Source organism: Pontibacter populi, from assembly GCF_019336435.1.
Classification (GTDB): domain Bacteria; phylum Bacteroidota; class Bacteroidia; order Cytophagales; family Hymenobacteraceae; genus Pontibacter; species Pontibacter humidus.
Window position 1 is genome coordinate 481,252 of record NZ_JAHWXQ010000003.1, and the last position, 23,585, is coordinate 504,836.

At 44.8% G+C, this 23,585-nt stretch carries 17 protein-coding genes; 11 read left to right on the top strand and 6 right to left on the bottom strand.

Going from position 1 to position 23,585, the window contains the following annotated elements; translation table 11 throughout:
- Positions 1–69 precede the first annotated feature (69 nt).
- Together KYK27_RS13810 and KYK27_RS13815 are read right to left on the bottom strand one after the other, a co-directional pair.
- Entirely contained in the window at positions 70–297 is a 228-nt protein-coding gene (locus KYK27_RS13810; RefSeq protein ID WP_199110625.1) for a hypothetical protein, read from the bottom strand.
- Positions 298–407: 110 nt separating this feature from the next.
- Positions 408–599: a cold-shock protein gene (locus KYK27_RS13815; protein WP_199110626.1), complete on the bottom strand. Its 192-nt coding sequence runs from the start codon at positions 597–599 to the stop codon at positions 408–410.
- Between the two features lie 372 nt (positions 600–971).
- Here KYK27_RS13815 and KYK27_RS13820 point away from each other — a divergent pair, with 372 nt between their 5' ends.
- A complete protein-coding gene (locus KYK27_RS13820) occupies positions 972–2,105 on the top strand; it encodes a hypothetical protein (protein ID WP_199110627.1) in 1,134 nt (377 codons plus the stop codon).
- Positions 2,106–2,133: 28 nt separating this feature from the next.
- Here the strand turns inward: KYK27_RS13820 and KYK27_RS13825 are convergent, their stop codons facing one another.
- Together KYK27_RS13825 and KYK27_RS13830 are read right to left on the bottom strand one after the other, a co-directional pair.
- A complete protein-coding gene (locus KYK27_RS13825; protein WP_199110628.1) occupies positions 2,134–3,486 on the bottom strand; it encodes a sensor histidine kinase in 1,353 nt (450 codons plus the stop codon).
- A complete protein-coding gene (locus KYK27_RS13830) occupies positions 3,476–4,834 on the bottom strand; it encodes a sigma-54-dependent transcriptional regulator (protein WP_199110629.1) in 1,359 nt (452 codons plus the stop codon). Before KYK27_RS13830 ends, KYK27_RS13825 begins: the two co-directional genes overlap by 11 nt.
- A 269-nt stretch (positions 4,835–5,103) precedes the next feature.
- Between KYK27_RS13830 and KYK27_RS13835 the strand changes: the two genes are divergently transcribed.
- From KYK27_RS13835 to KYK27_RS13850, 4 genes are all read left to right on the top strand, one after another.
- The gene (locus KYK27_RS13835; RefSeq protein WP_199110630.1) at positions 5,104–7,530 is read left to right on the top strand and encodes an ABC transporter permease; all 2,427 of its coding nucleotides are present in this window, start codon (positions 5,104–5,106) and stop codon (positions 7,528–7,530) included.
- Positions 7,531–7,722: 192 nt separating this feature from the next.
- Positions 7,723–8,298 (top strand): Crp/Fnr family transcriptional regulator, encoded by a 576-nt coding sequence (locus KYK27_RS13840; protein WP_199110631.1) that lies wholly within the window; start codon positions 7,723–7,725, stop codon positions 8,296–8,298.
- A gap of 183 nt (positions 8,299–8,481) precedes the next feature.
- Positions 8,482–9,315 (top strand): 4,5-DOPA dioxygenase extradiol, encoded by an 834-nt coding sequence (gene ygiD / locus KYK27_RS13845; protein ID WP_199110667.1) that lies wholly within the window; start codon positions 8,482–8,484, stop codon positions 9,313–9,315.
- Between the two features lie 42 nt (positions 9,316–9,357).
- Positions 9,358–10,032 carry an alpha/beta hydrolase gene (locus tag KYK27_RS13850; protein ID WP_199110632.1) on the top strand — a complete coding sequence of 225 codons (675 nt, stop codon included), beginning with the start codon at positions 9,358–9,360 and terminating at the stop codon, positions 10,030–10,032.
- Between the two features lie 16 nt (positions 10,033–10,048).
- Here the strand turns inward: KYK27_RS13850 and KYK27_RS13855 are convergent, their stop codons facing one another.
- Positions 10,049–11,089 (bottom strand): LLM class flavin-dependent oxidoreductase, encoded by a 1,041-nt coding sequence (locus KYK27_RS13855; protein WP_199110633.1) that lies wholly within the window; start codon positions 11,087–11,089, stop codon positions 10,049–10,051.
- 223 nt (positions 11,090–11,312) lie between these two features.
- Here KYK27_RS13855 and KYK27_RS13860 point away from each other — a divergent pair, with 223 nt between their 5' ends.
- Positions 11,313–13,775, top strand: coding sequence for an outer membrane beta-barrel protein (locus tag KYK27_RS13860; protein ID WP_199110634.1), 2,463 nt, complete (start codon positions 11,313–11,315; stop codon positions 13,773–13,775).
- Between the two features lie 203 nt (positions 13,776–13,978).
- On the opposite strand, the gene KYK27_RS13865 is transcribed toward KYK27_RS13860, so the two are convergent.
- Positions 13,979–15,217 carry a glycosyltransferase family 61 protein gene (locus KYK27_RS13865; protein WP_199110635.1) on the bottom strand — a complete coding sequence of 413 codons (1,239 nt, stop codon included), beginning with the start codon at positions 15,215–15,217 and terminating at the stop codon, positions 13,979–13,981.
- A gap of 449 nt (positions 15,218–15,666) precedes the next feature.
- Here KYK27_RS13865 and KYK27_RS13870 point away from each other — a divergent pair, with 449 nt between their 5' ends.
- The 5 genes from KYK27_RS13870 to KYK27_RS13890 all read left to right on the top strand — a co-directional run bounded on the left by KYK27_RS13870 (position 15,667) and on the right by KYK27_RS13890 (position 23,560).
- Complete coding sequence (locus KYK27_RS13870) at positions 15,667–16,566, top strand: neutral zinc metallopeptidase (RefSeq protein WP_199110636.1); 900 nt, start codon at positions 15,667–15,669, stop codon at positions 16,564–16,566.
- A gap of 508 nt (positions 16,567–17,074) precedes the next feature.
- On the top strand, positions 17,075–17,440 hold the full coding sequence (locus KYK27_RS13875) for a hypothetical protein (protein ID WP_199110637.1): 366 nt from the start codon (positions 17,075–17,077) through the stop codon (positions 17,438–17,440).
- A gap of 360 nt (positions 17,441–17,800) precedes the next feature.
- A complete protein-coding gene (locus tag KYK27_RS13880; protein ID WP_199110638.1) occupies positions 17,801–18,889 on the top strand; it encodes an efflux RND transporter periplasmic adaptor subunit in 1,089 nt (362 codons plus the stop codon).
- 26 nt (positions 18,890–18,915) lie between these two features.
- On the top strand, positions 18,916–22,134 hold the full coding sequence (locus tag KYK27_RS13885; RefSeq protein ID WP_199110639.1) for an efflux RND transporter permease subunit: 3,219 nt from the start codon (positions 18,916–18,918) through the stop codon (positions 22,132–22,134).
- Positions 22,127–23,560 (top strand): TolC family protein, encoded by a 1,434-nt coding sequence (locus KYK27_RS13890; protein ID WP_199110640.1) that lies wholly within the window; start codon positions 22,127–22,129, stop codon positions 23,558–23,560. Before KYK27_RS13885 ends, KYK27_RS13890 begins: the two co-directional genes overlap by 8 nt.
- Positions 23,561–23,585: the final 25 nt, after the last annotated feature.

Sequence of the window (23,585 nt, forward strand, 5' to 3'; positions counted from 1 at the left end):
GGGCAGCCGTGCTTTTGATCACTCTTAACAACAACGGTTAAGATTCCGAAGCACTTTACACAAGGTTGGTTAGTATTGAAACAGAACGTTTGTTCCGTTACGTATCCATTTTTCAAAGAATACATTGTCGTTAAACTCGCCGGAGATCAGCACAGAGTCTGTTTCGGTTTCCGGGGTACGGGTACTCATAAAGCCCGGTAAAACTGCCTGGTTATTAGGAACCCAGTCCGGTCCTTTTTTAAGAGCGATGCAAAGATATTCGTGTGTTTCGGTATCAACTAGGTATTTTCTGTTCACTTTGTATGTATTTGGTTAACAATTAATTAAATGCAGCGATTTAACTGCGGTAGCCATAAAAAAAGCCTTACCACTTGGGTAAGGCTTTTCCTGGTGAGCTATAGTTAAAACTAAGCGCGTTTTACGTTAACTGCATTTAAGCCTTTACGTCCTTCCTGCAGTTCGAAAACCACTTCGTCGTTTTCTCTGATCTCATCTACAAGGCCTGAGGCATGTACGAAGTACTCCTGATCTGAATTTGTCTCTTTAATGAAACCGAACCCTTTCAGGTCATTGTAGAATTTTACTATTCCGTTATTCATATTGTGATTTTTGTTATGATATACCTACTACATATTAAGCGGCATATGCGTTCATTATTATTTACAATATACAATAAAAAAGTTACAATTGTTGCCTGGTAGCTTCTAAAACATGTTTTATTTTTTTAATGCTTTGACTGTCAGGTGCTATAGTTTGGATAAATAAAATGCCTTGAGCTGCAGAACCGGAAATGTGTATAAATAAAAGCTAATGACTTTAGTCTTATTTAAAAAAGTACTAAGTAATTTAGTGTTTTGTTAACCGTAAAGAGCTTCAGAACTATAGATTTTAATGGTTTATAGTTAGCGAAACATTACACCTGAATTAAAAGCGCATTAGTGGCTTTATAGTTTGCCACGTAGTATTACCCTATGTCTGCAGCAGAACCCAACGATTTTTTTAAAGAAAGTCGCAGTTTTACGGAAATAAAAGAGGAGCTATTCGGTAAATACTTCGAAAACCGGAGTGCCGGCTGCCTGGGTAAACTCAAAGAGAAAGCCAGTGAAACTATGCTGTTCCTGGATTTGCAGGCAGGAGAGGAGCAAGGCGCGCAAACCGTATCTACATTCCTAAATAACAACACCTTCCACTACCTCAAAAGCATTATCAAAAGGCCGACCCTGAATGAAAAGTTGCTGACCTTCTTTTACACCAAAAGCAAAGTTGCCCTGGAACAGGCAGCAGAGGCCCTGCAGACGCACCCTAACTATAGCGACCTAGTTCATCCGCCAGTATTGCTTGCTGATGCCGAAAGTAAAGCACAACTTACAGAGCATTTAAATACTGGTACTCCTTCCCTTATTTTCCTGGATCCGTTTGAGAGTATTTTTACGTCACAGGTTTTACTGCAAGCTGTTGCCAACCGGCAGTCAGACCTGTTTATGCTACTGCGCCCGGATAATATTACAAAAGCTGTAGGCGGCAAAAAGGTAAATGCAGCAATAAATGCTTTTTTCGGGGAGCAGCTGCAGGACATCGGCAACTATAGCAGAAAGGAAAAAAGCAAAACCAGGCGGCAACAGTTCATGCTCGACAGGTTTATCAGCTTGTTAAACAGCCAGGAACATTACACGCTGCTTTTCAAGGTAAACCTGCCGGGTATAGAAGAGCCGGAACATTACCTGCTTTTTGCTTCTCCATGTAGCCGGGCTTACAGAAGTTTTAAAGAGATGCTCTTGCCCTATAGTACATGGCAGCCAGACGGAATACCAACATTTATAGCTAATGAATTTCCGCAGTCGCAGCTTGCCTTGTTTGAGCTGGTTCCAGACTATAGTTTACCTGACCTGACAGATCGGATACTGGAGAATGCGGCTAGCTATAAATACAAGTCGGTGGAGACGATTTATGAACTGGATAGCGTGAATACCAACTATAGCCGGGAGAACTATATTACCGTCATAGAACAGCTTCGCAGAGCAGGGAAAGTAGAATTGCTGAACGCGAAAACCATGCAGACCATCAGGGTAGTTACGCCAGCTTCGGTTGTAAAATACAAGCTATAGTATCGTAGTTACCGGACAACTATAGTAGTTACCCAAATCGCAACGAAAAAGCAGTGCCTTCTCCCTCTTCGGATTGTACCTGTATAGAACCGCGATGCAGCAAAACGATCTGTTTACAAAGGCTCAGCCCGATACCGCTGCCCTGCTTTTTAGTGCTGAAAAATGGAATAAAGATCTTTTCCTGAACCTCTTTCGACATGCCTGTACCGTTATCCATTACCTTGATAACTGTCTTGTTCTCATTATCTGTATAAGCCGTTAGAGTTATCTCCGGATTGGGCTGATCTTTTACTGCTTCGATCGCATTTACTAGTAAGTTTATCAGCACCTGGTCCAGTAAATTGGTATCGGCTTGCAGCGCTATAGTTGTGTCTTTAAGGGCGATGCTAAGCTGGATGTTTTTCTGGTCGAGGGTAGGCTGCATTAATTGCTTTAAGTTGCTGAAAAGCTCCTGCACATACACGGCTTCTAGGTTTAGTTTGGTGATCTTGCTTAGACTGCGGTAGGTTTCGGCGAAGCGTAAAAGTCCCTGGCTGCGGCGTTTTATAGTTTCAACACCCACCTTCAGGTCTTCCAGGTCATCGTGCGAAATGCCCTGTACAGTTGATTCCTTTAGTCGGTTCTTCAGCGTATCGGCCAGCGACGAGATAGGAGCCACCGAGTTCATTATCTCATGCGTCATTACGTTCAGCAGCTTTTGCCAGGCCTGCGATTCTGTTTCGTCCAGCGCCTCACTCACATTCTGGAAAGCTACCAGTTTATAGTTGAGTCCTTCGTTTTGGAAACCCGTTGCAGATAATAGTAATTTAAAAGAAGCTTTCTCTAAATAAGTAGTGTGCGCCGTGGTAATTTTGGTGTGGCCTGGCTGTAGCTTCAGCACTTCTTCATACAGTTCCTGGTCGCGCCTGGCAAGGTACTGTACTGTTTGCATGTGCGGCAGGTGCAGTAATTTCTTCAGCGAATCATTCATTAGCACTACTTCGCCACTTTCCAGTTCATACGTTAGGATACCCGTGTTTACCAGCGCAATTACCTGCTGCAGGTTCTGAAACTGTGATTCCTTTTCTTTGCTCAGGGCTTTAAAGGTGGAGTTGATCTCGTTAAAGCCTTTTCGCAATACTTCCAGCTCCACCGGGGAATGCGTTTCGTTAAAAAACCGGGAGAAGTCGCGGTAATGCACCGACTCCACAAACTGGTTAAATTCGTCCTGCGCTTTTTTGGAGAAACTAATAAGTTCGTAGACCTGATAGATCAGCAAAGGAACCAGAAATACCAGTGCTTCTGCCCAGCCATTTACCACAACTATAGCCGGAGCACTGAGTGTGAGCAGGAGCAGTAGCACCCGTAGCGTAAGCCGACCTTCGAATGTCTTAAATGTCATACTTGCCTAACCGTCGGTACAATGCGGTGCGCGTAATGCCTAACTCTTTGGCTGCTTTTGTAAGGTTGCCATGATGCTTCTCGAGCACGCGGTTTATAGTTGCTTTTTCCAGTTCACCCAGGTTAGATTGTAATACAGCCGACTCAGGTGCCGGAGCACTTTCGATAGGGGAGAACAATATGTCCTGGGCTTCCAGCACAGGGCTGTCGCCCATGATAATGGCGCGTTCAATGGCGTATTGCAGCTCGCGCACGTTGCCCGGGTAATGGTAGTGCATCAACTTGTCGATAGCTGATTTGGAAAGGTCCGGCACAGAACGCATGTATTTGGTGGCATACACGTCCATAAAGTGCTTTGCCAACAGTATAATATCATTGCCACGCTTGCGAAGCGGCGGCACCATAATCTCTACTGTATTAATGCGGTACACCAGGTCTTTCCGGAAACGGGATTCATTGGCCAGTTCGCTTAAGGGTACGTTTGTGGCCCAAAGCAGCCGTACATCTATATTGGTGGGCTCATTAGAACCCAATCGTATTACCTGCCTGTTCTGTAACACACTCAGTAATTTGGCCTGCTGGTGCAACGAAATATTGCCTATCTCATCCAGGAAAATAGTACCGCCATCTGCTGCTTCAAAACGGCCGGCGCGGTCTTCGCGGGCATCGGTAAAGGCTCCTTTTTTGTGACCAAACAACTCACTCTCGAACAACGACTCGGTAAGGGCACCCACATCCACTTTTACAAAAGGCTTGTTTTTACGGGTAGAGTGCTGTTGTATGGCTTTCGCGATGAGCTCTTTGCCAGTGCCGTTTTCGCCCAGTATCAGGATATTGGCATCTGTTGGCGCTACTTTCCTGATCTTGAGCAGAATATCCTGCATCACTTCTGACTCGCCGAGCAGTTCAGGACCGGCAAGCGTTTTATCTATAGTTTGGGGGGGAGCCTTTTTATCGGTGCCTTTGGTAGCAACTGCATCTGTTATTATGCTCAGTAACTTCTCGTTGTGCCAGGGTTTTACCACAAAATCAAGGGCGCCTTCTTTTAGTGAGCGGATGGCCAAGTCTATGTCGCCGTATGCCGTTATCATGATCACAGCAGTCTGCGGGCGATGCTCTTTTATCTTCTTCAGCCAGTACAAGCCTTCGTTGCCGGTATTCAAGGCACTCTTATAGTTCATGTCCAGCAGCACCACATCAAAAGCATTAGTACTCAGCAGCGACTGAATCTGCTCCGGGTTCTTTTCCGTGATGATCTCTTTTACCAGGGGTCTTAACAACATCCGTACGGCGGTCAGCACATCGGTATCATCATCTACTACAAGTACAGAAGCTTTTGATAATTGCATACATTTAGTTCTATAACAGCTAAATAAACTATAATTATGCCACTTATACAACCACCTGAATCTGAACCAGTTTTACAGGTTTGGTCTGCAAAGGAGTGTGCGAATTCGCACGGTTAGCGCACGGTTTTGCACACAGTTAGTAAGGGGTTGTAGTTAATTTGCTGATTTACAGCAATATATTGTTTTGGCATCAGGTGTGTACAATGCCAGAAGATCTCCATTACAAGATAAAACTATAACGTATTTCCAGACAGTTAACGCACACTACCATGTTCAGAAACTACTTCACAACTGCCTACCGTAACCTGTTTCGCTACAAAGGCTTCGCGTTTATAAATATTGCAGGGCTGGCACTTGGCCTTACAGCCTGCCTGCTTATTGGCTTGTTTGTGCACGATGAGTTGCAGTACGACAAGTTTCTGCCGGAAGGAGACAGGGTATACCGCGTTTATAACCAGCAGACCGGTGAAGCGGGTAGTGATTTTATTGCAAGTGTACCACCCATGTTCGGAACAACGCTGGAGCAGGAGATACCCGAAGTAGAGACGATGGCGCGCATTTTAATGCTGCCTTTTGAAAACAAAACGCTGATTGAGGTCGGGGATAAACAGATCTATGAAACGGGTATGTTCATTGCGGATCCACAGTTCTTTGATATTTTTCAGCTGAACTTTAAATATGGATCACCAGAAAAAGCGCTGGATGATCCCGCTTCCATTGTTATTTCAGAGGGGTTCTCAGAGCGGGTGTTCGGTAACACCGATCCGGTTGGTAAAGAGATAGCTGTTAATAAGACTACACTTCTGGTAAAGGGAGTATTTGAAAGTAACAGTAAATTTCACCTACCGGTAAACTTCGTACTTCCGATGAGCGCGGCAGGTATTCCTCCGGAGCGAATGAAAGGTTGGGGATGGCAGCAGTTTTATACGTACATAAAGCTAAAGGAAGGAGCTGATTACAAGTTCGTACAGTCAAAGTTAAGAGACATTGTCGCAAAGCAGGTTGATCCGGATAAGAATGCTCCATATGAGTATCTACCCTTTATACAGCCATTGGATGAGATTTACTTATACTCCTCCAGTTTTAAATATGACCAGGCGATCAGAGGCAACATAACGTATGTAAAATCACTGAGCATTATCGCCATATTTATACTGCTTATTGCCTGCTTTAACTTCGTTAACCTGGCTACTGCCAAATCCATGCAGCGCGCTAAGGAAGTAGGAGTCCGCAAAGCTATAGGAGCCAGCCGCAGCCAACTGGTGCTACAGTTCCTGGGCGAGACAATTATACTGACCCTTATCAGCGTTATTTTTTCAGCAGCGCTCACCTCGCTGGTGCTCCCTAGCCTGAACCGGTTTACCGGAAAGCAGATGAGCTTTAATGTGTTTCAGGATCCTTTGTTACTCCTATTATTACTAACCTTAACGCTGGTGGTAGGGGTACTGGCAGGGCTGTACCCGGCCTTGGTGCTCTCCGGTTTTAAACCTGTAAAAGTATTGAAGAGCGCCGTAGTGGTAGACAGTAAAATCGGGAGGATTCAGTGGTTACGCCATGGGTTAATTGTGGTGCAATTTGCTTTGTCTATTTTCCTGATTGTTTGCGCAACTATAGTTTACCGCCAGGTATCGTACCTGCACAACAAGGACCTCGGTTTTAATAAGGAGCAGATCATGTTTTTCCAGATGCGTGGAGATAACATGTTCCAGAACTACCAGACATTTAAAAATGAACTGCAGAAAGCGCCCGGTGTTAAAAGTGCTTCGATCGGATATGGTTTCCCGGGAGATGCCACGGCCGGAGACCGCATTATAGTACCAAAGAACGGGGAAAAAGAGCACCACGGCGTTACGCAGCTTATGGTAGATTTTGACTACATCAAAACACTGGATGTAAAATTAGTAGCCGGAAGGGCTTTTTCGAAGGAGTATAAAACAGATGCCGATCATGCTTACATGATCAATGAGACAGCGGTGAAAGAACTGGGTTACGGTACGCCTGAAAATGCGCTGGGCAAAACACTTATCTGGCCGATCTGGAACGATGTAAACCCGGACTCAATGAAAGAAGGTAAAATTATAGGAGTGGTAAAAGACTTCCATTTTAAAAGCCTTTATGATAAAGTAGATCCGACAGTGCTCCAGATTTTTCCAGGTGCAAACGTAAAAGTGGCTGTGAAAGTAGATGCAGCCAATATGGCCAATACCATTGACCAGGTGAAAAAAGTATGGGCTAAATTCTCTCCGGATTACCCGCTGGAATACATTTTTATGGACCAGAATTTCGAGAAAATGTATAAAGCGGAGGACAAGCTTAAGACCCTGCTCTGGATATTTACCGGACTGGCAATTTTTGTGGCTTGTATGGGATTGTTTGGCCTCGCTGCGTATGCTGCTGAACGACGTAAAAAAGAGATCGGAATAAGAAAAGTACTGGGTGCTGATAACGGGTCTATTGTTGCCCTGCTCTCGAAAGAATTCCTGATGCTGGTTATAATGGCTGCACTGGTAGCTTTCCCGCTGGCCTGGTATGCGATGCACAACTGGCTCGAAGACTTTGCCTATCGTGTCGATATAAGTCTATGGGTGTTTTTAGTGGCAGGAATAGTGGCAGCCCTGATCGCATTTTTAACGATCAGCTACCAGGCACTAAAAGCCGCCAGGGCAAATCCAATTTTAAATTTAAGATTTGATTAGATCTGATAGAATCGGTCAACGATAGATATTTTTATAACTATAGCCTGCCCAATAATCTGTTGGGCAGGCTATAGTTGTTTTCAGGATTTTGAATTAACTATAGGCACTTCAGTTTTAAGTGGAATTAGTTTACCCTGCTTTGTAACTTTAGAGAAATAATCCGCTTATATTTCCTGAAACAAACTATAGTTTATGGCCGAGTTGCTCTTACAATCTATCCGCGAAAAAGTATCTGCAACCGATGAAGAACTTCTTATCTGTAAAAGTTTTTTCACGCCTAAAAAGTTAAAGAAGAAGCAGTTCCTTTTACAGGAAGGTGATGTTTGTAACAGGATGACGTTTGTGGAGTCGGGAGCGCTTTTCTCGTATGCGACCAATGCCAAAGGTACTCAGAATGTAATACAGGTTGCGTTTGAAGGGTGGTGGATATCAGACCTGTATAGTTTTTTTACGCAGGAACCCTCTACCCTCAACATCGAAGTACTGGAAGATGCCGAGCTGCTAATGATTGACAGGGAGCAGCACGAACACTTGTTGGCACGTGTACCCAAGTACGAAACCTACATCCGGTTACTTTACCAGAATGCTTACATTGCTTTGCAGCGACGGGTAGAAAGTACGATCGGGCTTACAGCCGAAGAAAAGTATATCCGCCTCCTGGAGCAATACCCAACTATACTACAGCGCATGCCCCTAAACCTGGTCGCCTCTTATTTGGGCGTAACACCTGAAACCCTCAGCCGCATCCGAAAACAGATCTCTCTCTGACCTGCTTGACAAAGATCAAGTCAATTTCTTATCATATGTCATTCCGGGACTAATCTGAGTGTGGTAATTTTGTATGTGGATCGCACAACTATAGTTTGTGATCTAATTATAGAAAATTAACACAGGACTGAAAACATGCAAAGAAAGCAGTTCATTAAAACACTTGTAACAGGAGTAGTAGGTATGACCACTTTAACCGCCTTTAATAAATTTACAGATAGCCTTGGCGAGCAGGAAAAACTGATGCCCGTACTTTTTATGGGCCACGGCTCACCTATGAATGGCATATTAGATAACGAATTCAGCCAGAAATGGAAGAAGCTTGCAGGCGAGATCCCGACACCTAAAGCTGTGTTGGTAATTTCGGCGCACTGGCTTAGCAAGGGCACGCGCATCACGGCCATGGATTTTCCGCAAACCATCCACGATTTTGGCGGTTTCCCGCAGGAGCTGTTCAATGTGCAGTACAATGCCCCGGGTAATCCGGAGTTGGCTAAAGAAACAGCCTCCATCATTAAATCTACAGCAGTAGAACTGGACCACGACTGGGGCCTGGATCACGGCGCCTGGACCATTGTCCGACACATGTACCCGGAAGCCAACATCCCGGTTTTGCAGCTAAGTATAGATTATACCAAAGGCCCGCAGTACCATTATGAGCTGGCAAAAGAACTGACCAGCCTTCGCAAAAGAGGCGTGTTGATTATGGGTAGCGGAAACATGGTACACAACCTGCGCATGGTAGCCTGGGACAAAATAAATGAACCTGAATATGGCTACGACTGGGCAAAGCAGATAAATAGCACGTTTAAAGAACTGATCGGTAATGGCAGCCACGACAAGCTGATAAAATATGAGCAACTGGGCAAAGAAGCCGCACTCGCCATCCCGACGCCGGAACATTACTGGCCGTTGCTTTATACGCTGGGCCTGAAAGGCACTAAAGATGATGTTTCGTTCTTTAACGACAAAGTGGTAGGCGGTTCGCTTACCATGACATCGGTATTAATAGGATAGAGAAGATTTGCCTTCTCTTAAACTATACTAAACTATAAACTTATGGCAGCAACTATAGAAACTCCGGAAAATAACCTGAACACAGATCTGGGACTGAGCTATCTGATAAAGCCGGCACCTATAACTACCGGAAAGCAGAAAGCGCTTATTCTGTTACATGGGGTAGGTAGCAACGAGCAGGACTTGTTCAGTCTTGCGAAGTATTTACCGGAAGACTATACTATAATATCTCCCCGCGGTCCGTTTGTTCTTGGCGAAGGTCGTTTTGCATGGTACCAGGTAGATTTTTCGTCTGGGAAACCTGAGATTAATGCCAAACAGGAAGCGCAGAGCAGAGAGACCATCCGGGAATTTATAGTACAGGTAAAAGAAAAGTACAAGCTGGATGAGGTGTACCTGGGTGGATTTAGCCAGGGCGCTATCATGAGCTATACAATTGGCTTAACACAGCCAGGTCTTATAACTGGTGTACTGGCTTTCAGCGGAAGAATTCTGCAGGAGATCAGACCATTGGTGGCAGAGCCAGCCTCGTTAAAGGAGCTGAGAGTACTTATAGCACATGGCACACAGGATGGCACCTTGCAGGTTCATTATGCCCGCGAAGCTAAAACTTACCTGGAAGACTTAGGCATCAAACCAGGTTATCACGAATTTAACGGAGGCCATCAGATTACAGGCGAAGTTTTAACCGTAGTATCAGAGTGGCTTAAACTATAAAGATGAAGGCAACAACTTATGTTGCCTTCTCTAATGCCTTTTTAACAGTAGGCGCTACCACAGTGCCTAATAGCTCAATCGCCCGCAAAACGCTGGCATGCGGCAAGGTTCCAACACTCATGTGCAACAGAAAACGGGTATTGCCAAACAGCTCATGGTTGTAAAGTATCTTATCTATAACCTGCTGCGGACTACCCACAAATAGAGATCCTTCCCTTGCCCGCATTTGTTCGTAATGTTGCCGGTTCATAGGTGACCAGCCGCGTTCGCGCCCGAGTTTGCTCATCACATACGCATAAGGTCCATAGTATTCGTCTGCCGCTTTCTGTGAATCATCTCCAATAAACCCATGTGAATTAATGGCCAGCTGAAATTTGGCAGGATCATGGCCGGCTTTTTTATATGTCTCTTTGTAGAGGTTTGTAAACGGAACAAAACGGGCAGGCTCCCCGCCAATAATAGCCAATGCCATAGGCAAACCATAAGTGGCCGCCCGTACCACAGACTGCGGTGTACCGCCAACTGCTATCCAGATTGGTAATTCATCCTGGTAAGGTCTTGGGTAAACACCCCGGTTATCAATAGAAGGCCGGTGTTTGCCTTCCCAGGTTATCTTCTCGCTTTTATTCAGTGCTATCAGCAGCTCCAATTTTTCTGAGAACAGGGTGTCATAATCCTTGAGGTCGTTCCCGAAAAGTGGAAAGGATTCTATGAAGGAACCCCGGCCCGCCATAATTTCAGCTCTGCCTTTCGACAGGAGATCCACATGGGCAAAGTCCTGGAAAACACGAACCGGGTCGTCTGAACTGAGCACCGTTACTCCACTCGATAACTTTATGTTTTTGGTTTTTACAGCCGCTGCCGCTAATACTACCGCCGGAGACGAAACTACATAATCAGGGCGGTGATGCTCTCCGACAGCAAACACATCCAAACCGACCTGGTCTGCCAGCTCTATCTCGTCCATCAGGTTACTCATGCGCTCATAAGGGCTCAGTAAATTACCATTTGTTGGGTCTGGTGTGTTTTCTACGAAGGTTGTTATTCCAAATTCCATAGTTGTTCCGGGAGTTTCAGTCTTTTATGATTTAAATATAAACTACGCAATTCAGGAATAGTTTTAGCCGCAGCCTTTTTGCCCCGTGCGGTTTTGATCTGCTGTTAAAAGAATACCCTTAAAAAAAATACTGCACAAAGTTTAAGTACATGCAACGTCTGCTTTGTTCGTGTGTCTTTAGAACATAACACCTTAAATACACACAGCATCTAATTCATAAACTATGAAAAAAAGATTACTTCTTTTGCTGGGAATTCTATGCCTTTTCATCAGCAACTCCACCGTCAGTTTAGCACAGGTTACAACTGCAGGCACCGGCAGAATTTCCGGTGTGCTTACGGATTCTCTTACCACAAAGCCGGTAGAGTTTGCTACCGTAGCTTTACTACACAGTGGCTCCACTCAATCATCGGATGTGAAGCTGACCGACGGACAAGGCCGGTTTACTTTTTCGGGTTTAAAAACGGGGAGTTACGACCTGATCATCAGTTTTATAGGCTATAAGACCAAAACTATAAAGCAGGTAACTATAACCGAACAGAAACCGGAAGTTACTTTACCTAAAATCAGCTTCAGTCCGGCTGTTACGCAACTGAAAGAAGTGAACGTACAGACCTTGCGACCAACTATAACCCAGGAAGCGGATAAGATGGTGGTAAGTATCGAGGGCACCGCTTTAGCTGCGGGCAAGTCGGCTTACGATGTGCTGGCGACTTCGCCGGGAGTTTTCATCGATCAGGAAGGAAATATTCAGTTAAACGGCAGGGCAGGAGCAACTGTTATGATAGACGGGAAACTCACGTACCTCTCTGCCCGCGACCTGCGCTCGATGCTGGAATCCATGGCGGCAGAAAATATCAAAAACATCGAGATCATTACCAATCCATCTGCCCGATACGATGCGGAAGGCACATCCGGAATACTGAACATCAACCTGAAGAAGAACACTCTATTCGGGGTTAACGGAAGCGCATCCGCAGGGGCGAACTATAATGGAAAGCAGTTTGGCTATAGTACATCCGCAATTGTAAACTATAAAGCCGGCCAGTGGAATTCGTTTCTGAACCTGGATTTAGCGCGACGTGTGTTCGGTCGTGATGCCACGTTTACCAGGGTATTTAAAGGAGACGAAAATACGATCTATTTTGACCAGGTTGCCGATGGAAACGGCATAGTGCAGGGGCCGCCGTTTGTGAGGGTAGGTACAGACTATAGCCTGAACGATAAACACTCGGTTGGTTTTATGGGTTACTACGGCACGAACAAACTGGATGCAGATTTTCTGACGGATACCTACATGGGCTATGCGCCAAACCAGCCTTTTCTGTACGTAGATGCTAACAACTATAATACGAACCGCTTCACGAATTTCACCTCCAACCTGCACTATGCAGGTAAGTTTGACACGCTGGGTACGACGCTTTCTGCAGATCTGGACTATGTGCGCATCACAAATAAAGGCTATGCAAACTTCTATAATTTTGAAGATTCGTTGTTAACTGACAGGCCGGTCAGGGAAGACTTTTTGTATACCGAAACACCTGGAGGCTTTGATATTTATTCAGGAAAGGTTGATTTCAGTAAACCCTTATCGAACAGCCGGAAAATAGAATTCGGGGCAAAAGCCAGTAAGGTTACCTCTGATAACGACTCTCGTTTTTACTTCAATAACGGCGACGCCCCTGTGCTGGATACTACGCGAACAAACCACTTTATTTATGATGAAACTATAATTGCAGGTTATGTCAACTGGAATAGTTTATTAGGGAAAAATATAAAATTACAGGCCGGTTTACGTGCAGAGCAAACTATATCGGAAGGCGATTTACGCACCACTGATGAAGTGAAGAAAAGAAATTACCTGGATCTGTTTCCGAGCCTGTTCCTGCAACAGAGGGTAAATGATAACTATGAAATTAACTATAACTATAGCCGCCGGGTGCAGCGCCCGAACTATGGGCAGTTAAACCCGTTCTTCGCTTACCGTGATCCTTATACCTATTGGCTCGGGAACCCGGAGTTGCGTGCGCAGTATACCCATTCGATCGGAATTACACAGGTGTTCAAGAAAACCTATAACCTGATACTCAATTACCAGTTGCACCAGGATGTAATAGCAGAAATACCGATCATTGAAACGGAGACATCTACTACCATTTACACAATAGGTAACGTCGACGACTCCCAAAGCATGAGCGCAACAGCTATTGCCCCCATCAGGATTCATAAGAACTGGGATACGCAGAATACATTTTCAGTTTCCTATAACGAGTACAGCGTAGTGGTAAATAAGGAGCGCGTAGTAAATGACCGAGTATTTTACATGTTGCAATCTAACCACAACATTGCCTTGCCCTACAATTTTAAGATGGAATTGAATGGTACGTATCAGAGCAAAGCAGCTTATGCGCTGTATGTAGTAGAGCCGCGCTGGTGGGTGAATACCGGTCTAAAGAAAAGCTTCCTGGAAGATAAACTGGATGTGACACTGAATGTGAATGATATCTTTAAAACCCAGCGCCTGAAACTTGCCACTAAAATCGGAGAAGGAAACGTAAACGATTTCGATCAGTATTTCAGGCAGCGCAACGTAGCATTAACGCTTCGCTACAAGTTCAGTAAAGGACAAAAAGTGGAAGAACGCCGTCGCAATAACCTTGAAGAGGTGAATCGTACCGGAGGGTAAAATAGCCTTCAGTTAAAGCTAGTTTGTTTCTATTACCAGACATCAGGTAGTTAGAGTAGATAACTTGCCACTAAATAAGCTGATCAACTATAGAAGTCGGCTTCATAAACTAAAAGGCCATTTTACAAGATGTAAAATGGCCTTTTAGTTTACATGTATTAGATACTATGAAGATTTTGCCTACTGCAGAATCGGTAACCAGACTATGAGTTAACTGGGGAGTCTGATTCTATCATTTGTTCAAGCAGTTGTTCAACCTTTTCTGTTTCTACTACCAGGTGATCCAGCTGGCCTTGTTTGGCATTTGTAGCCTTCTTACCCTGTGCTTTGCAAATGATATATTCATAGTCCAGGTTCAGTTTTGTGGCAATATCAAAGAAAGGCTCAATGACGAATCCTTCATTAAAGATTTCAACCAGCTTGGTGCCCGGTTGGCAAAAGAGCATACTTATTAAACCGGCACCAGTAGGAGAAAGCACAATTTTCGCCTTTGAGAACAGCTTTATTTTATCTGTAATAGATAACTTGCTGGACAGGATAGTGTTGAACCCATACTGGCCGAGCACCTGCTGCAGCTCTTCCTCGTTAAGTATGTTTCTGATCGACGAATCGCGTCTACTGATAAATAAGTAAGGATCAGCGGCATTCTCGACTTGCTGTTGGTCATTTGCAACTACCGGAAGGAAGGCATTACGGGTATAGTCTATCAGCCATTTTGGTACAAGCGAGTGATTTCCTCTTGGTGCAGTAGAAGCAATAAGCCGGTCTGAAGTAATATGTGGATATTCTTCTCCTGTTATGATTTTCTCTCTTGGGATGCCTAGTATTTCTAACGTCTCTGTCTGGTAGCTGTAGCGCATACTTGGAACTAGGAACCAATCCACTTCGTCGTAAAGACCGCTTTTCTGTAACAGGTGCAGGCGCGGAAGGACATCTAAGAACCAATGTCCTATATTATTTATACCCGCACCACCTGAAAGCATCGTGAACACAGTACCCTTAAAGTATACAGGTTCTGAGAACATGCGTTGTTTAAAGATGCTGTTGTTTTCCTGTGGCGTTACCTTACCATCATGCAGGCTAAGAGATACATTATCAACTACTTTATTGTCTTTGGTGATAATTGCAATACTGCTCTCATTATCTGTAAGCAGACGCCCGTTTGGTATTTCCGCTACTATGTAGTCTGTAATTACGCTACGCTCAGGCTTCCAGTATTCTGAGCAGACCTGGTATAATTCCTCTGAAATGTCTAAGGTGGTGACATATTTTGGATAAATAACATGCGCTATCACTTCACTCTTCTCAGATTCTGCAATTGCATTTAAAGGAAGTAATAAAAGCACGCCAGTAGGTCGTAAATATGTACGTAAGGGTAAAACCTTTTGTGTGACTTTTTTAAGGCGCTTAATTATTTTAAAAAGCAGTATGTTTAGTTGCATAGAGGGAGGTTGCTTCAATAACATTCAAACTATGCATCTTAAACGATATATATAGAGAGAAGTTAAAGTGTTTTTGCCAAAAATGCGGGGCACTTCTGATTTTAATATTTTGCAGGGAATTAGCTGTTTCCTGTTTCTTGCCAAAACCCCGGCTTATTGCACTGTTTTCCCACTTTCTGTAGCAGTTTAACTGCATAATTCCGGCCGAAACCAGAACTAAAAATTTTCACTAAATTAATTACTATTGGCAATGGAGGCAGCGTACGGGATGGGGCAAAAGGTCTGGGCAACTCACCCACCTGCACACCGGAGTAAGGGTGCCGAATAAATAGCAGACATCCAAGTGAAGCCGCCTGTCGTTATACTGTGCGTAAACAGGTTTAAACTATAAGTGGCAGCGTGGAAAATAAGTAATTCTACTCACAGTCACTTCACTAAAAAGCAATCTTATGAAATGGCAAGGCAGAAGAAAAAGCAGCAATATAGAAGACCGTAGAGGACAATCAGCAGGCGGTTTCGGTGGCGGCAGAGGCATCAGTCCCATGCTGCTTGTACCTTTGTTCCGGCTACTTTTCTCGAAAGTAGGACTAATAATCGTAGCGGTGCTATTGATAATTATGTTTTTGACAGGAACCAACCCTTTAGCGCTCCTGCAGCAATTTGTAGGTGGTGAGCCACAGTATGCACAATCTACCACCTACCAGCCAAGCCCGGAAGAGCAGGCGCTGGCCGACCAGACAGCGGTAGTGCTGGCAGATACTGAAGACGTATGGAACAAGTTAATACAAGGTTACCGGGAGCCTACTTTAGTACTATTCTCAGAGCAGGTAAACTCTGCCTGCGGGCTTGCGTCTTCAGCTACTGGACCATTTTACTGTCCTGGGGATGAAAAACTATACATCGATCTGAGCTTTTTTAGCGAAATGGAAAACAAATTTGGTGCAGCAGGAGACTTTGCACAGGCCTACGTGGTAGGGCATGAGGTAGGGCATCATATTCAGAAACTAACAGGCACCATGGACCAGGTAAACTCCATGCGGGGCCAGTTATCTGAAACAGACTTTAATAAGCTAATGGTAAGGTTGGAGCTACAGGCTGATTTCTATGCCGGTGTGTGGGCCAATCATACCCAAAGATCAACCGGCTTCCTGGAACCCGGCGACCTGGAAGAGGCCCTGAATGCAGCTAGTGCTATTGGCGATGACCGTCTTCAAAAGCAAGCTACCGGAAGAGTGGTACCAGACTCCTTCACTCACGGCACTTCTGCCCAACGAGTGCGCTGGTTTAGAAAAGGCTTCGAGACAGGCGATGTGTCTCAAGGCGATACTTTTAATGCAACTGTACTATAGTTTAACAGCAGTAATAGGAAAGATGATGTTGGTTCTCCAGCAGTAATTGCCGAAAAGCCATGCTATGTTACCAGTAAATGCCAAAAGAACCGCTTCCTCCAAAGGGTAGGAGCGGTTCTTTTGGTTTTGCAGGAGTATAGTTCGATGAAGGACTACTCTGACATATGGGTAAACCTGACTTGTATAAAAGAAAGCTCCTTATAATTGAAGCTGAACTATAACCCGACTGATACCACAGCCTTTTTAAAGTTGTTGGAAGGCAGTAAACTGTTGCATTTGTTGGTAGATATCTTACTCAGTAACATTGGTATAATTCAGAAAAGGATCACCCCAATATTAATCTCGTTTCAAATGTTTATTCTTTTGGTTGACAGGTGTTTATGTATTGCTTGATCGTAAGTAAAGTGGGCAAAGGTGTTGTGTAAAATATTTTTGATAAAAATAAATAAGTGAATATGGGTGCATCTTTTAGATTAACATCTAATTTTGTGCACCAAAAAATAGATTTGTGAAGCGAATATTATTCTTTCTGCTAATGCTAATTACCTGCTTTAACCTGGCAGGTGGGTACGCTATTGCAGCATCGGTAATATCGCATGGTGGTACAGAGAGCTTGCCTTCTATTCCTACTAATCCAGGCCAGTACCACTTAAAAAAATCAACAGTTGATCTGCAGGTAGTTCAGGTTAAGAAAGATGATTCAGAAAATGATGAATTGTTTTTACCCGTGCTATTTGACAGTAGTAATAACCAGGTCTATAGTTACATCCCCGATTTTAAGTTATTCAACAAGCACTTTTTGCTGCATTATGGTACATCCATAAAAGATAAAGAGCTTTCTGCTTACATCCTGCACCAGAATTTCAGACTATAGTATACCTTTTCAGTTGCTTAAGCTCCTGTAGGCCTGTCCCAAGGCCAGCTGCAACTATAATTCCCTGCTTTTAAAGCACCAAGTTCAATTTTTTAATTTCCGGGTTCGTGCAGACTGCTGTTACTGGTAGTTTGGCTGCGTTGCATAATATGCCTGAGCTTAATTGCTTCCGGTGTATCTGCTGCTATAAGGGCTATTCGTGCCTGTGCGTCGCCTTATGCTATTACCATTCTCTGTAGCCCGCCTCCGGAAAGAAATTTCATTCTATAGTTTATAAATACTTACTCCTTTAGCGATGTGTCTGGTCAGATACACACCGCTTAAAAAGTTATTAACCAACCCTTTATAAATTTATCTATCATGAAGAGAATTCTCATGCTTATCGGCATGTATGCCCTGGTGTGCCACACAAGCTGTACACCATCAAACGGAGAAGAGAAAAAGGAACACGAAACTACGTTTTTGGTTAGCAGTCCGGTTAAAATGGACACAACTATAACCAAAGATTACGTGAGCCAGGTCCATTCAATAAGACACATAGAACTAAGAGCACAGGAAAAAGGCTACCTGCAGAAGATTTTTGTGGATGAGGGACAGTTTGTAAAAAAAGGGCAACTGTTGTTCCAGATCATGCCTAACCTGTACGAAGCCGAGCTGCAGAAAGCCCAGGCGGAAGCCAACTTCGCAAAGATCGAATACCAGAACACCAAATCCCTTGCCGATAGAAACATTGTAGCCCCCAATGAGCTGGCGATGGCGAAAGCAAAACTGGATAAAGCGAAAGCAGACGTATCCCTGGCTAATGTGCACCTGCAGTTCACCGAGATCAGAGCGCCTTTCGATGGCATCATCGACCGTTTCCATGTAAGACTGGGTAGCCTGGTAGAGGAGGGCGAACTAATGACCGAACTATCGGACAACAGCAAAATGTGGGTTTATTATAACGTACCGGAAGCAGAATACCTGGATTATCAAACCAATGAGAAGCAGGATGATGATGTGAAGGTAAACCTGCTGATGGCTAATAACCAGCTGTTCAAATATCCGGGTGTTGTAGAAACCATTGAGGCCAACTTCAACAACGAGACAGGTAACATCGCTTTCAGAGCTACTTTCCCTAACCCGGACGGGCTGTTGCGTCACGGTGAAACCGGAAATGTACGCATGAGCATTCCGCTTAAAAACGCACTCCTGATTCCGCAAAAGGCCACCTTCGAAGTGCTTGATAAAAAGTATGTCTATGTGGTTGATAAAAACAATGTAATCAAATCGAAAGAGATAACCGTGGGAGCAGAGATGCCACACATTTATGTGGTACAACATGGTTTAGCCCAGGGTGATAAGATCCTGCTGGAAGGCCTGAGACTGGTGCGTGAAAACGAAAAGATTCACTCCCAATTCGTGGAGCCAGGAAAAGTTATTTCCCAGTTAGAATTGTATGCGGAATAAATCAATGTCCCCAAAAATCAAAAGACATGTTTAGTAAGTTTATACACCGACCCGTATTTGCTATAGTTATATCGGTCGTGATCGTTTTTATAGGTGGCCTGGCTATCAAAAAGCTGCCTATTTCCCAGTTCCCGGATATTGCGCCCACAACGGTAAACATCTTTATCGCTTACCCAGGTGCCAGTGCCGATGTGCTTGTGAACTCCACACTCATTACCCTGGAGCAGGCCATTAACGGTGTGGAGGGAATGCGCTATATAGCATCCGATGCCACCAGTGCTGGTGAAGCTACCCTGAGAATTATTTTTGAACCAGGTACAGACCCCAATGATGCAGTTGTAAGGGTGAAAACAAGGGTGGACCAGGTTATGCCGCTTTTGCCCGAACTAGTGCAGCGGGAAGGTGTTGTAATTACCCCGGTTCAGCCAAGTATGCTGATGTATGTCAACCTCTATTCTAAGGAAAAGAGTATTGACGAGAAGTTCCTGTTCAACTACGCTACTGTGAAAATGATCCCGGAGATTCAAAGAATCAAAGGGGTTGCTAGGGCGCAGATATTGGGTAGCCGCCGGTACGCAATGCGCGTCTGGCTAAACCCGGATCGTATGCGCGCCTATAGTATCTCTGTGGAAGAAGTAATGGAGGCATTAGCGGAGCAAAGTATCATTGGCCGTCCGGGCAGGTTAGGTCAAAGCTCTGGTATAGCCGCCCAGTCGCTGGAATATGTGCTTACTTACAAAGGCCGCTACAACAAACCGGTTGAGTACGAAGGCATTATTATCCGGGCCAATGCCGAAGGTGAAAGCATACGCCTGAAAGATATTGCCACAGTAGAACTGGGAAGTGAGTTTTTTGACATCTACTCAAACCTGAATGGCCAGCCTTCGGCAGCTATAGTTTTAAAACAGAACTATGGCAGTAATGCCAGCGATGTAATAGCCGATGTAAAAGCCAGGCTGGATGTGATGAAGGAATCCTTTCCTCCGGGAGTGGACTACAAGATCAGCTATGACGTGTCGCAGTTCCTCGATGCTTCCATTGATCAGGTACTTCATACGTTAAGAGACGCTTTTATACTTGTTGCGCTGGTTGTTTTCATATTCTTGGGTGACTGGCGTTCTACACTTATTCCAATCCTGGCGGTGCCGGTATCGCTGGTAGGTGCTTTCTTTGTAATACAGCTGTTCGGACTTTCTATCAACCTGATCACTTTGTTCGCGCTGGTACTGGCTATCGGTATTGTGGTGGATAATGCGATTGTGGTGGTCGAGGCAGTGCACGCTAAGATGGAAGAAACCAATCTCTCGCCTTACAAGGCAACTATAGAAGTACTGCGTGAGATCGGTGGTGCCATCATCGCCATCACGCTGGTAATGACGGCGGTATTTATTCCGCTCTTATTCATGTCGGGCCCGGTGGGTATTTTCTACCGCCAGTTCTCCATTACCATGGCTAGCTCCATCGTTATCTCGGCCGTAATCGCTCTTACATTAACCCCGGTGCTTTGCGCCATGTTACTGAAGAATAACCATGGCAAGCCGAAGAAGCGAAACCCGTTAACGAAAGCGTTGGACGGTTTTAACAGCGGGTTCGAAGAACTGACCGGCAGGTACGTAGGCTTGTTACGAACTATAGTTAGCAGAAGGTGGCTTACCTGGGGGATATTGCTGGCTTTTGGTGTAGGTATTTTCTTCGAAAACAAAATGCTGCCGGCGGGTTTCATTCCAAACGAAGATCAGGGTACCATCTATGCTATAGTTCAGACTCCTCCTGGGTCGACTCTGGAAACAACCAACCAGGTATCTCAGAAACTGCAGAAGATCTGTGCTAAAATCGAAGGTGTTGAATCGGTGTCTTCGCTGGCTGGTTACGAGATCATGACCGAAGGACGCGGATCTAATGCGGGTACCTGTCTGATCAACTTAAAACCGTGGTCTGACCGGGAGCATACTGTGAAGGAGATCATGGAAGAGTTGGAAGAGAAATCGAAAGGGTTGGGCGCCGTGGTTGAGTTCTTCGAGCCACCTGCAATTCCGGGCTTCGGTTCTTCGGGTGGTTTCTCGATGCGTTTGCTGGATAAAAACTCCGATACCGATTACCACGAGTTTGATAAGATCAACAAGGAGTTTATGGATAACCTGGCCAAGCGTAAAGAGCTTACCGGTTTATTTACCTTCTTCGCTGCCAATTATCCCCAGTATGAATTAGAGATCGATAACGAATTGGCTATGCAGAAAGGGGTATCTATCGGGAAGGCCATGGAGAACCTGAATATCCTGATAGGTAGTACTTATGAGCAGGGCTTCATTAAGTTTAACCAGTTCTTTAAAGTATACGTGCAGTCAGATCCAAAATTCAGAAGGCTGCCTTCTGATGTGTTAAACCTTTCTGTTAAAAATGAAGCGGGCGAGATGGTGCCGTACTCGGCTTTTATGAAACTGAAGAAAACGCAGGGACCTAACGAAGTTACCCGTTTTAACCTCTACAATTCAGCAGCTATCCAAGGGCTTCCGGCTAAAGGCTATACCACAGCAGATGCTATAAAAGCCGTGCAGGAAGTTGCCGCTCAGACCTTACCAAAAGGGTATGACATTGCCTGGGAAGGCCTTTCTTATGACGAGTCAATCCGAGGAAATGAGTCGCTGTATGTATTTATAGTGGTACTGGCGTTTGTGTACTTTGTATTGGCAGCGCAGTACGAGAGCTTTATCATTCCTCTTGCAGTAGTGCTGTCACTGCCAGTCGGTATTTTTGGTTCGTTCCTGTTACTGAAGTTGATGGGTCTGGAGAACAACATTTATGCCCAGGTTGGTATGATCATGCTGGTTGGTTTGTTAGGTAAAAACGCTGTGCTTATAGTTGAATTTGCTGTTCAGAAGCGCCTGCAGGGCTACTCTATTCTGGAGGCTGCCATTGAAGGAGCAAAAGTACGTTTCCGTCCAATCCTGATGACCTCGTTCGCTTTTGTTGCCGGTTTGATTCCGTTGATCGTGGCTACAGGTGCAGGTGCCATCGGTAACCAGACCATTGGTGCTTCTGCATTAGGAGGTATGTTATTCGGTACCATTTTCGGGGTAGTTATCATTCCGGGCTTATACTACATATTCGCTAAAATGGCAGATGGCAGACACCTAATAAGGGATGAACACGAAACCCCGCTAACGGAAGATTATGCCTATGTAAGTGACGACTTTTCACACAAAAAAGAAAAAGCCCTCCAGGAGGAAATTGAAAGCCATGTATAAAAGAAATTTATCAAAATGGGTGGGCGTAGCTTTCGTTTCCCTATCCTTTACGGCCTGTAGTGTGCCGGCTTTAGTACAAAAATCAGCCAGTCCGGAGGTACCTGCGAGTTATAACAACTCGCAGGATACCACCAACACGGCAAGCACTAAATGGCAGGAGTATTTTGCTGATCCGAACCTAAAAGCACTGATAAACACAGCCCTGCAGAACAACCAGGAACTGAACATTACTTTACAGGAAATACAGATTGCCCAAAATGAAGTAAGAGCCAGAAAAGGGGAGTATTTACCAACTGTCGGGCTAAAGGCCGGGACTGGGCTGGACAAAGTAGCCAGGTACACTAATATAGGTGCCATGGAAGCCAACACCAATATCGACCGTGAAAAAGAAATGCCCGAGCCGCTTCCGGATTTCCTGGTGGGGGCTTACGCTAAATGGGAGGTAGACGTATGGCACAAGCTGCGCAATGCAAAGAAATCGGCGGTTATGCGGTATCTGTCTTCTGTGGAAGGGAAAAACTTTATGGTTACCAACCTGGTTGCCGAAGTTGCCAATTCTTACTACGAATTACTCGCATTGGATAATCAGCTGGATATTGTAAAACAGAATATTGAGTTACAGACTAATGTGTTGGGAATAGTGAAGGCCCAGAAAGAAGCTGCCAGGGTGAACGAACTGGCGGTGCGTAGATTTGAAGCGCAAGTATTGAGCACTAAAAGTTTGCAGTATAGCATTCAGCAGCGGATCACAGAAATGGAGAACAAGATCAATTTCCTGATAGGCCGCTACCCGCAACCTGTTACGAGAAGCGCTCAGACCTTTAATGATCTGGTACCTGTAACTATACAGGCTGGAATTCCGGCACAACTGCTGGAAAACCGCCCTGATATCAAGCAGGCGGAACTGGATCTGGCAGCAGCCAAACTGGATGTGCAGGTGGCTAAAGCCAATTTCTATCCTTCGTTAGGTATAACGGCCGGAATCGGTATTCAGGCATTTGATCCGTCTTATTTATTGAAAACACCTGAATCGTTGCTCTACTCCATTGCCGGCGATCTGACTGCTCCGTTGATTAATAAGAACGCAATAAAAGCCACCTATTATAGTGCGAATGCAAAGCAGCTTCAGTCTGTTTATAACTATGAGCGTACTGTGTTAAATGCATATATCGAGGTTGCCAATCAGTTGTCTAATATCAGCAACCTGGAGAAAAGCTATAGTCTGAAAGCTCAGCAGGTGCAGGCACTTACGCAATCCGTCAGCATTTCAAATGAGTTGTTCAAGTCAGCGAGGGCTGACTACATGGAGGTGCTGCTGACGCAACGAGAGGCGTTGGAGTCAAGGTTTGAGCTTATTGAAACCAAAATGCAACAACTAAGTGCCCACGTTGCGATGTACCAGGCATTAGGCGGTGGCTGGAATTGATAGATGATGAACTGTTATAGGAATC

What these genes read in the sequence shown, in the direction of transcription:
- KYK27_RS13815 (WP_199110626.1), bottom strand. Translation starts at nt 599, where the DNA reads ATGAATAACGGAATAGTAAAATTCTACAATGACCTGAAAGGGTTCGGT.
- KYK27_RS13820 (WP_199110627.1), top strand. Translation starts at nt 972, where the DNA reads ATGTCTGCAGCAGAACCCAACGATTTTTTTAAAGAAAGTCGCAGTTTT.
- KYK27_RS13835 (WP_199110630.1), top strand. Translation starts at nt 5,104, where the DNA reads ATGTTCAGAAACTACTTCACAACTGCCTACCGTAACCTGTTTCGCTAC.
- ygiD (WP_199110667.1), top strand. Translation starts at nt 8,482, where the DNA reads ATGACCACTTTAACCGCCTTTAATAAATTTACAGATAGCCTTGGCGAG.
- KYK27_RS13860 (WP_199110634.1), top strand. Translation starts at nt 11,313, where the DNA reads ATGAAAAAAAGATTACTTCTTTTGCTGGGAATTCTATGCCTTTTCATC.
- KYK27_RS13880 (WP_199110638.1), top strand. Translation starts at nt 17,801, where the DNA reads ATGAAGAGAATTCTCATGCTTATCGGCATGTATGCCCTGGTGTGCCAC.
- KYK27_RS13865 (WP_199110635.1), bottom strand. Translation starts at nt 15,217, where the DNA reads ATGCAACTAAACATACTGCTTTTTAAAATAATTAAGCGCCTTAAAAAA.
- KYK27_RS13825 (WP_199110628.1), bottom strand. Translation starts at nt 3,486, where the DNA reads ATGACATTTAAGACATTCGAAGGTCGGCTTACGCTACGGGTGCTACTG.
- KYK27_RS13840 (WP_199110631.1), top strand. Translation starts at nt 7,723, where the DNA reads ATGGCCGAGTTGCTCTTACAATCTATCCGCGAAAAAGTATCTGCAACC.
- KYK27_RS13890 (WP_199110640.1), top strand. Translation starts at nt 22,127, where the DNA reads ATGTATAAAAGAAATTTATCAAAATGGGTGGGCGTAGCTTTCGTTTCC.
- KYK27_RS13830 (WP_199110629.1), bottom strand. Translation starts at nt 4,834, where the DNA reads ATGCAATTATCAAAAGCTTCTGTACTTGTAGTAGATGATGATACCGAT.
- KYK27_RS13885 (WP_199110639.1), top strand. Translation starts at nt 18,916, where the DNA reads ATGTTTAGTAAGTTTATACACCGACCCGTATTTGCTATAGTTATATCG.
- KYK27_RS13855 (WP_199110633.1), bottom strand. Translation starts at nt 11,089, where the DNA reads ATGGAATTTGGAATAACAACCTTCGTAGAAAACACACCAGACCCAACA.
- KYK27_RS13850 (WP_199110632.1), top strand. Translation starts at nt 9,358, where the DNA reads ATGGCAGCAACTATAGAAACTCCGGAAAATAACCTGAACACAGATCTG.
- KYK27_RS13870 (WP_199110636.1), top strand. Translation starts at nt 15,667, where the DNA reads ATGAAATGGCAAGGCAGAAGAAAAAGCAGCAATATAGAAGACCGTAGA.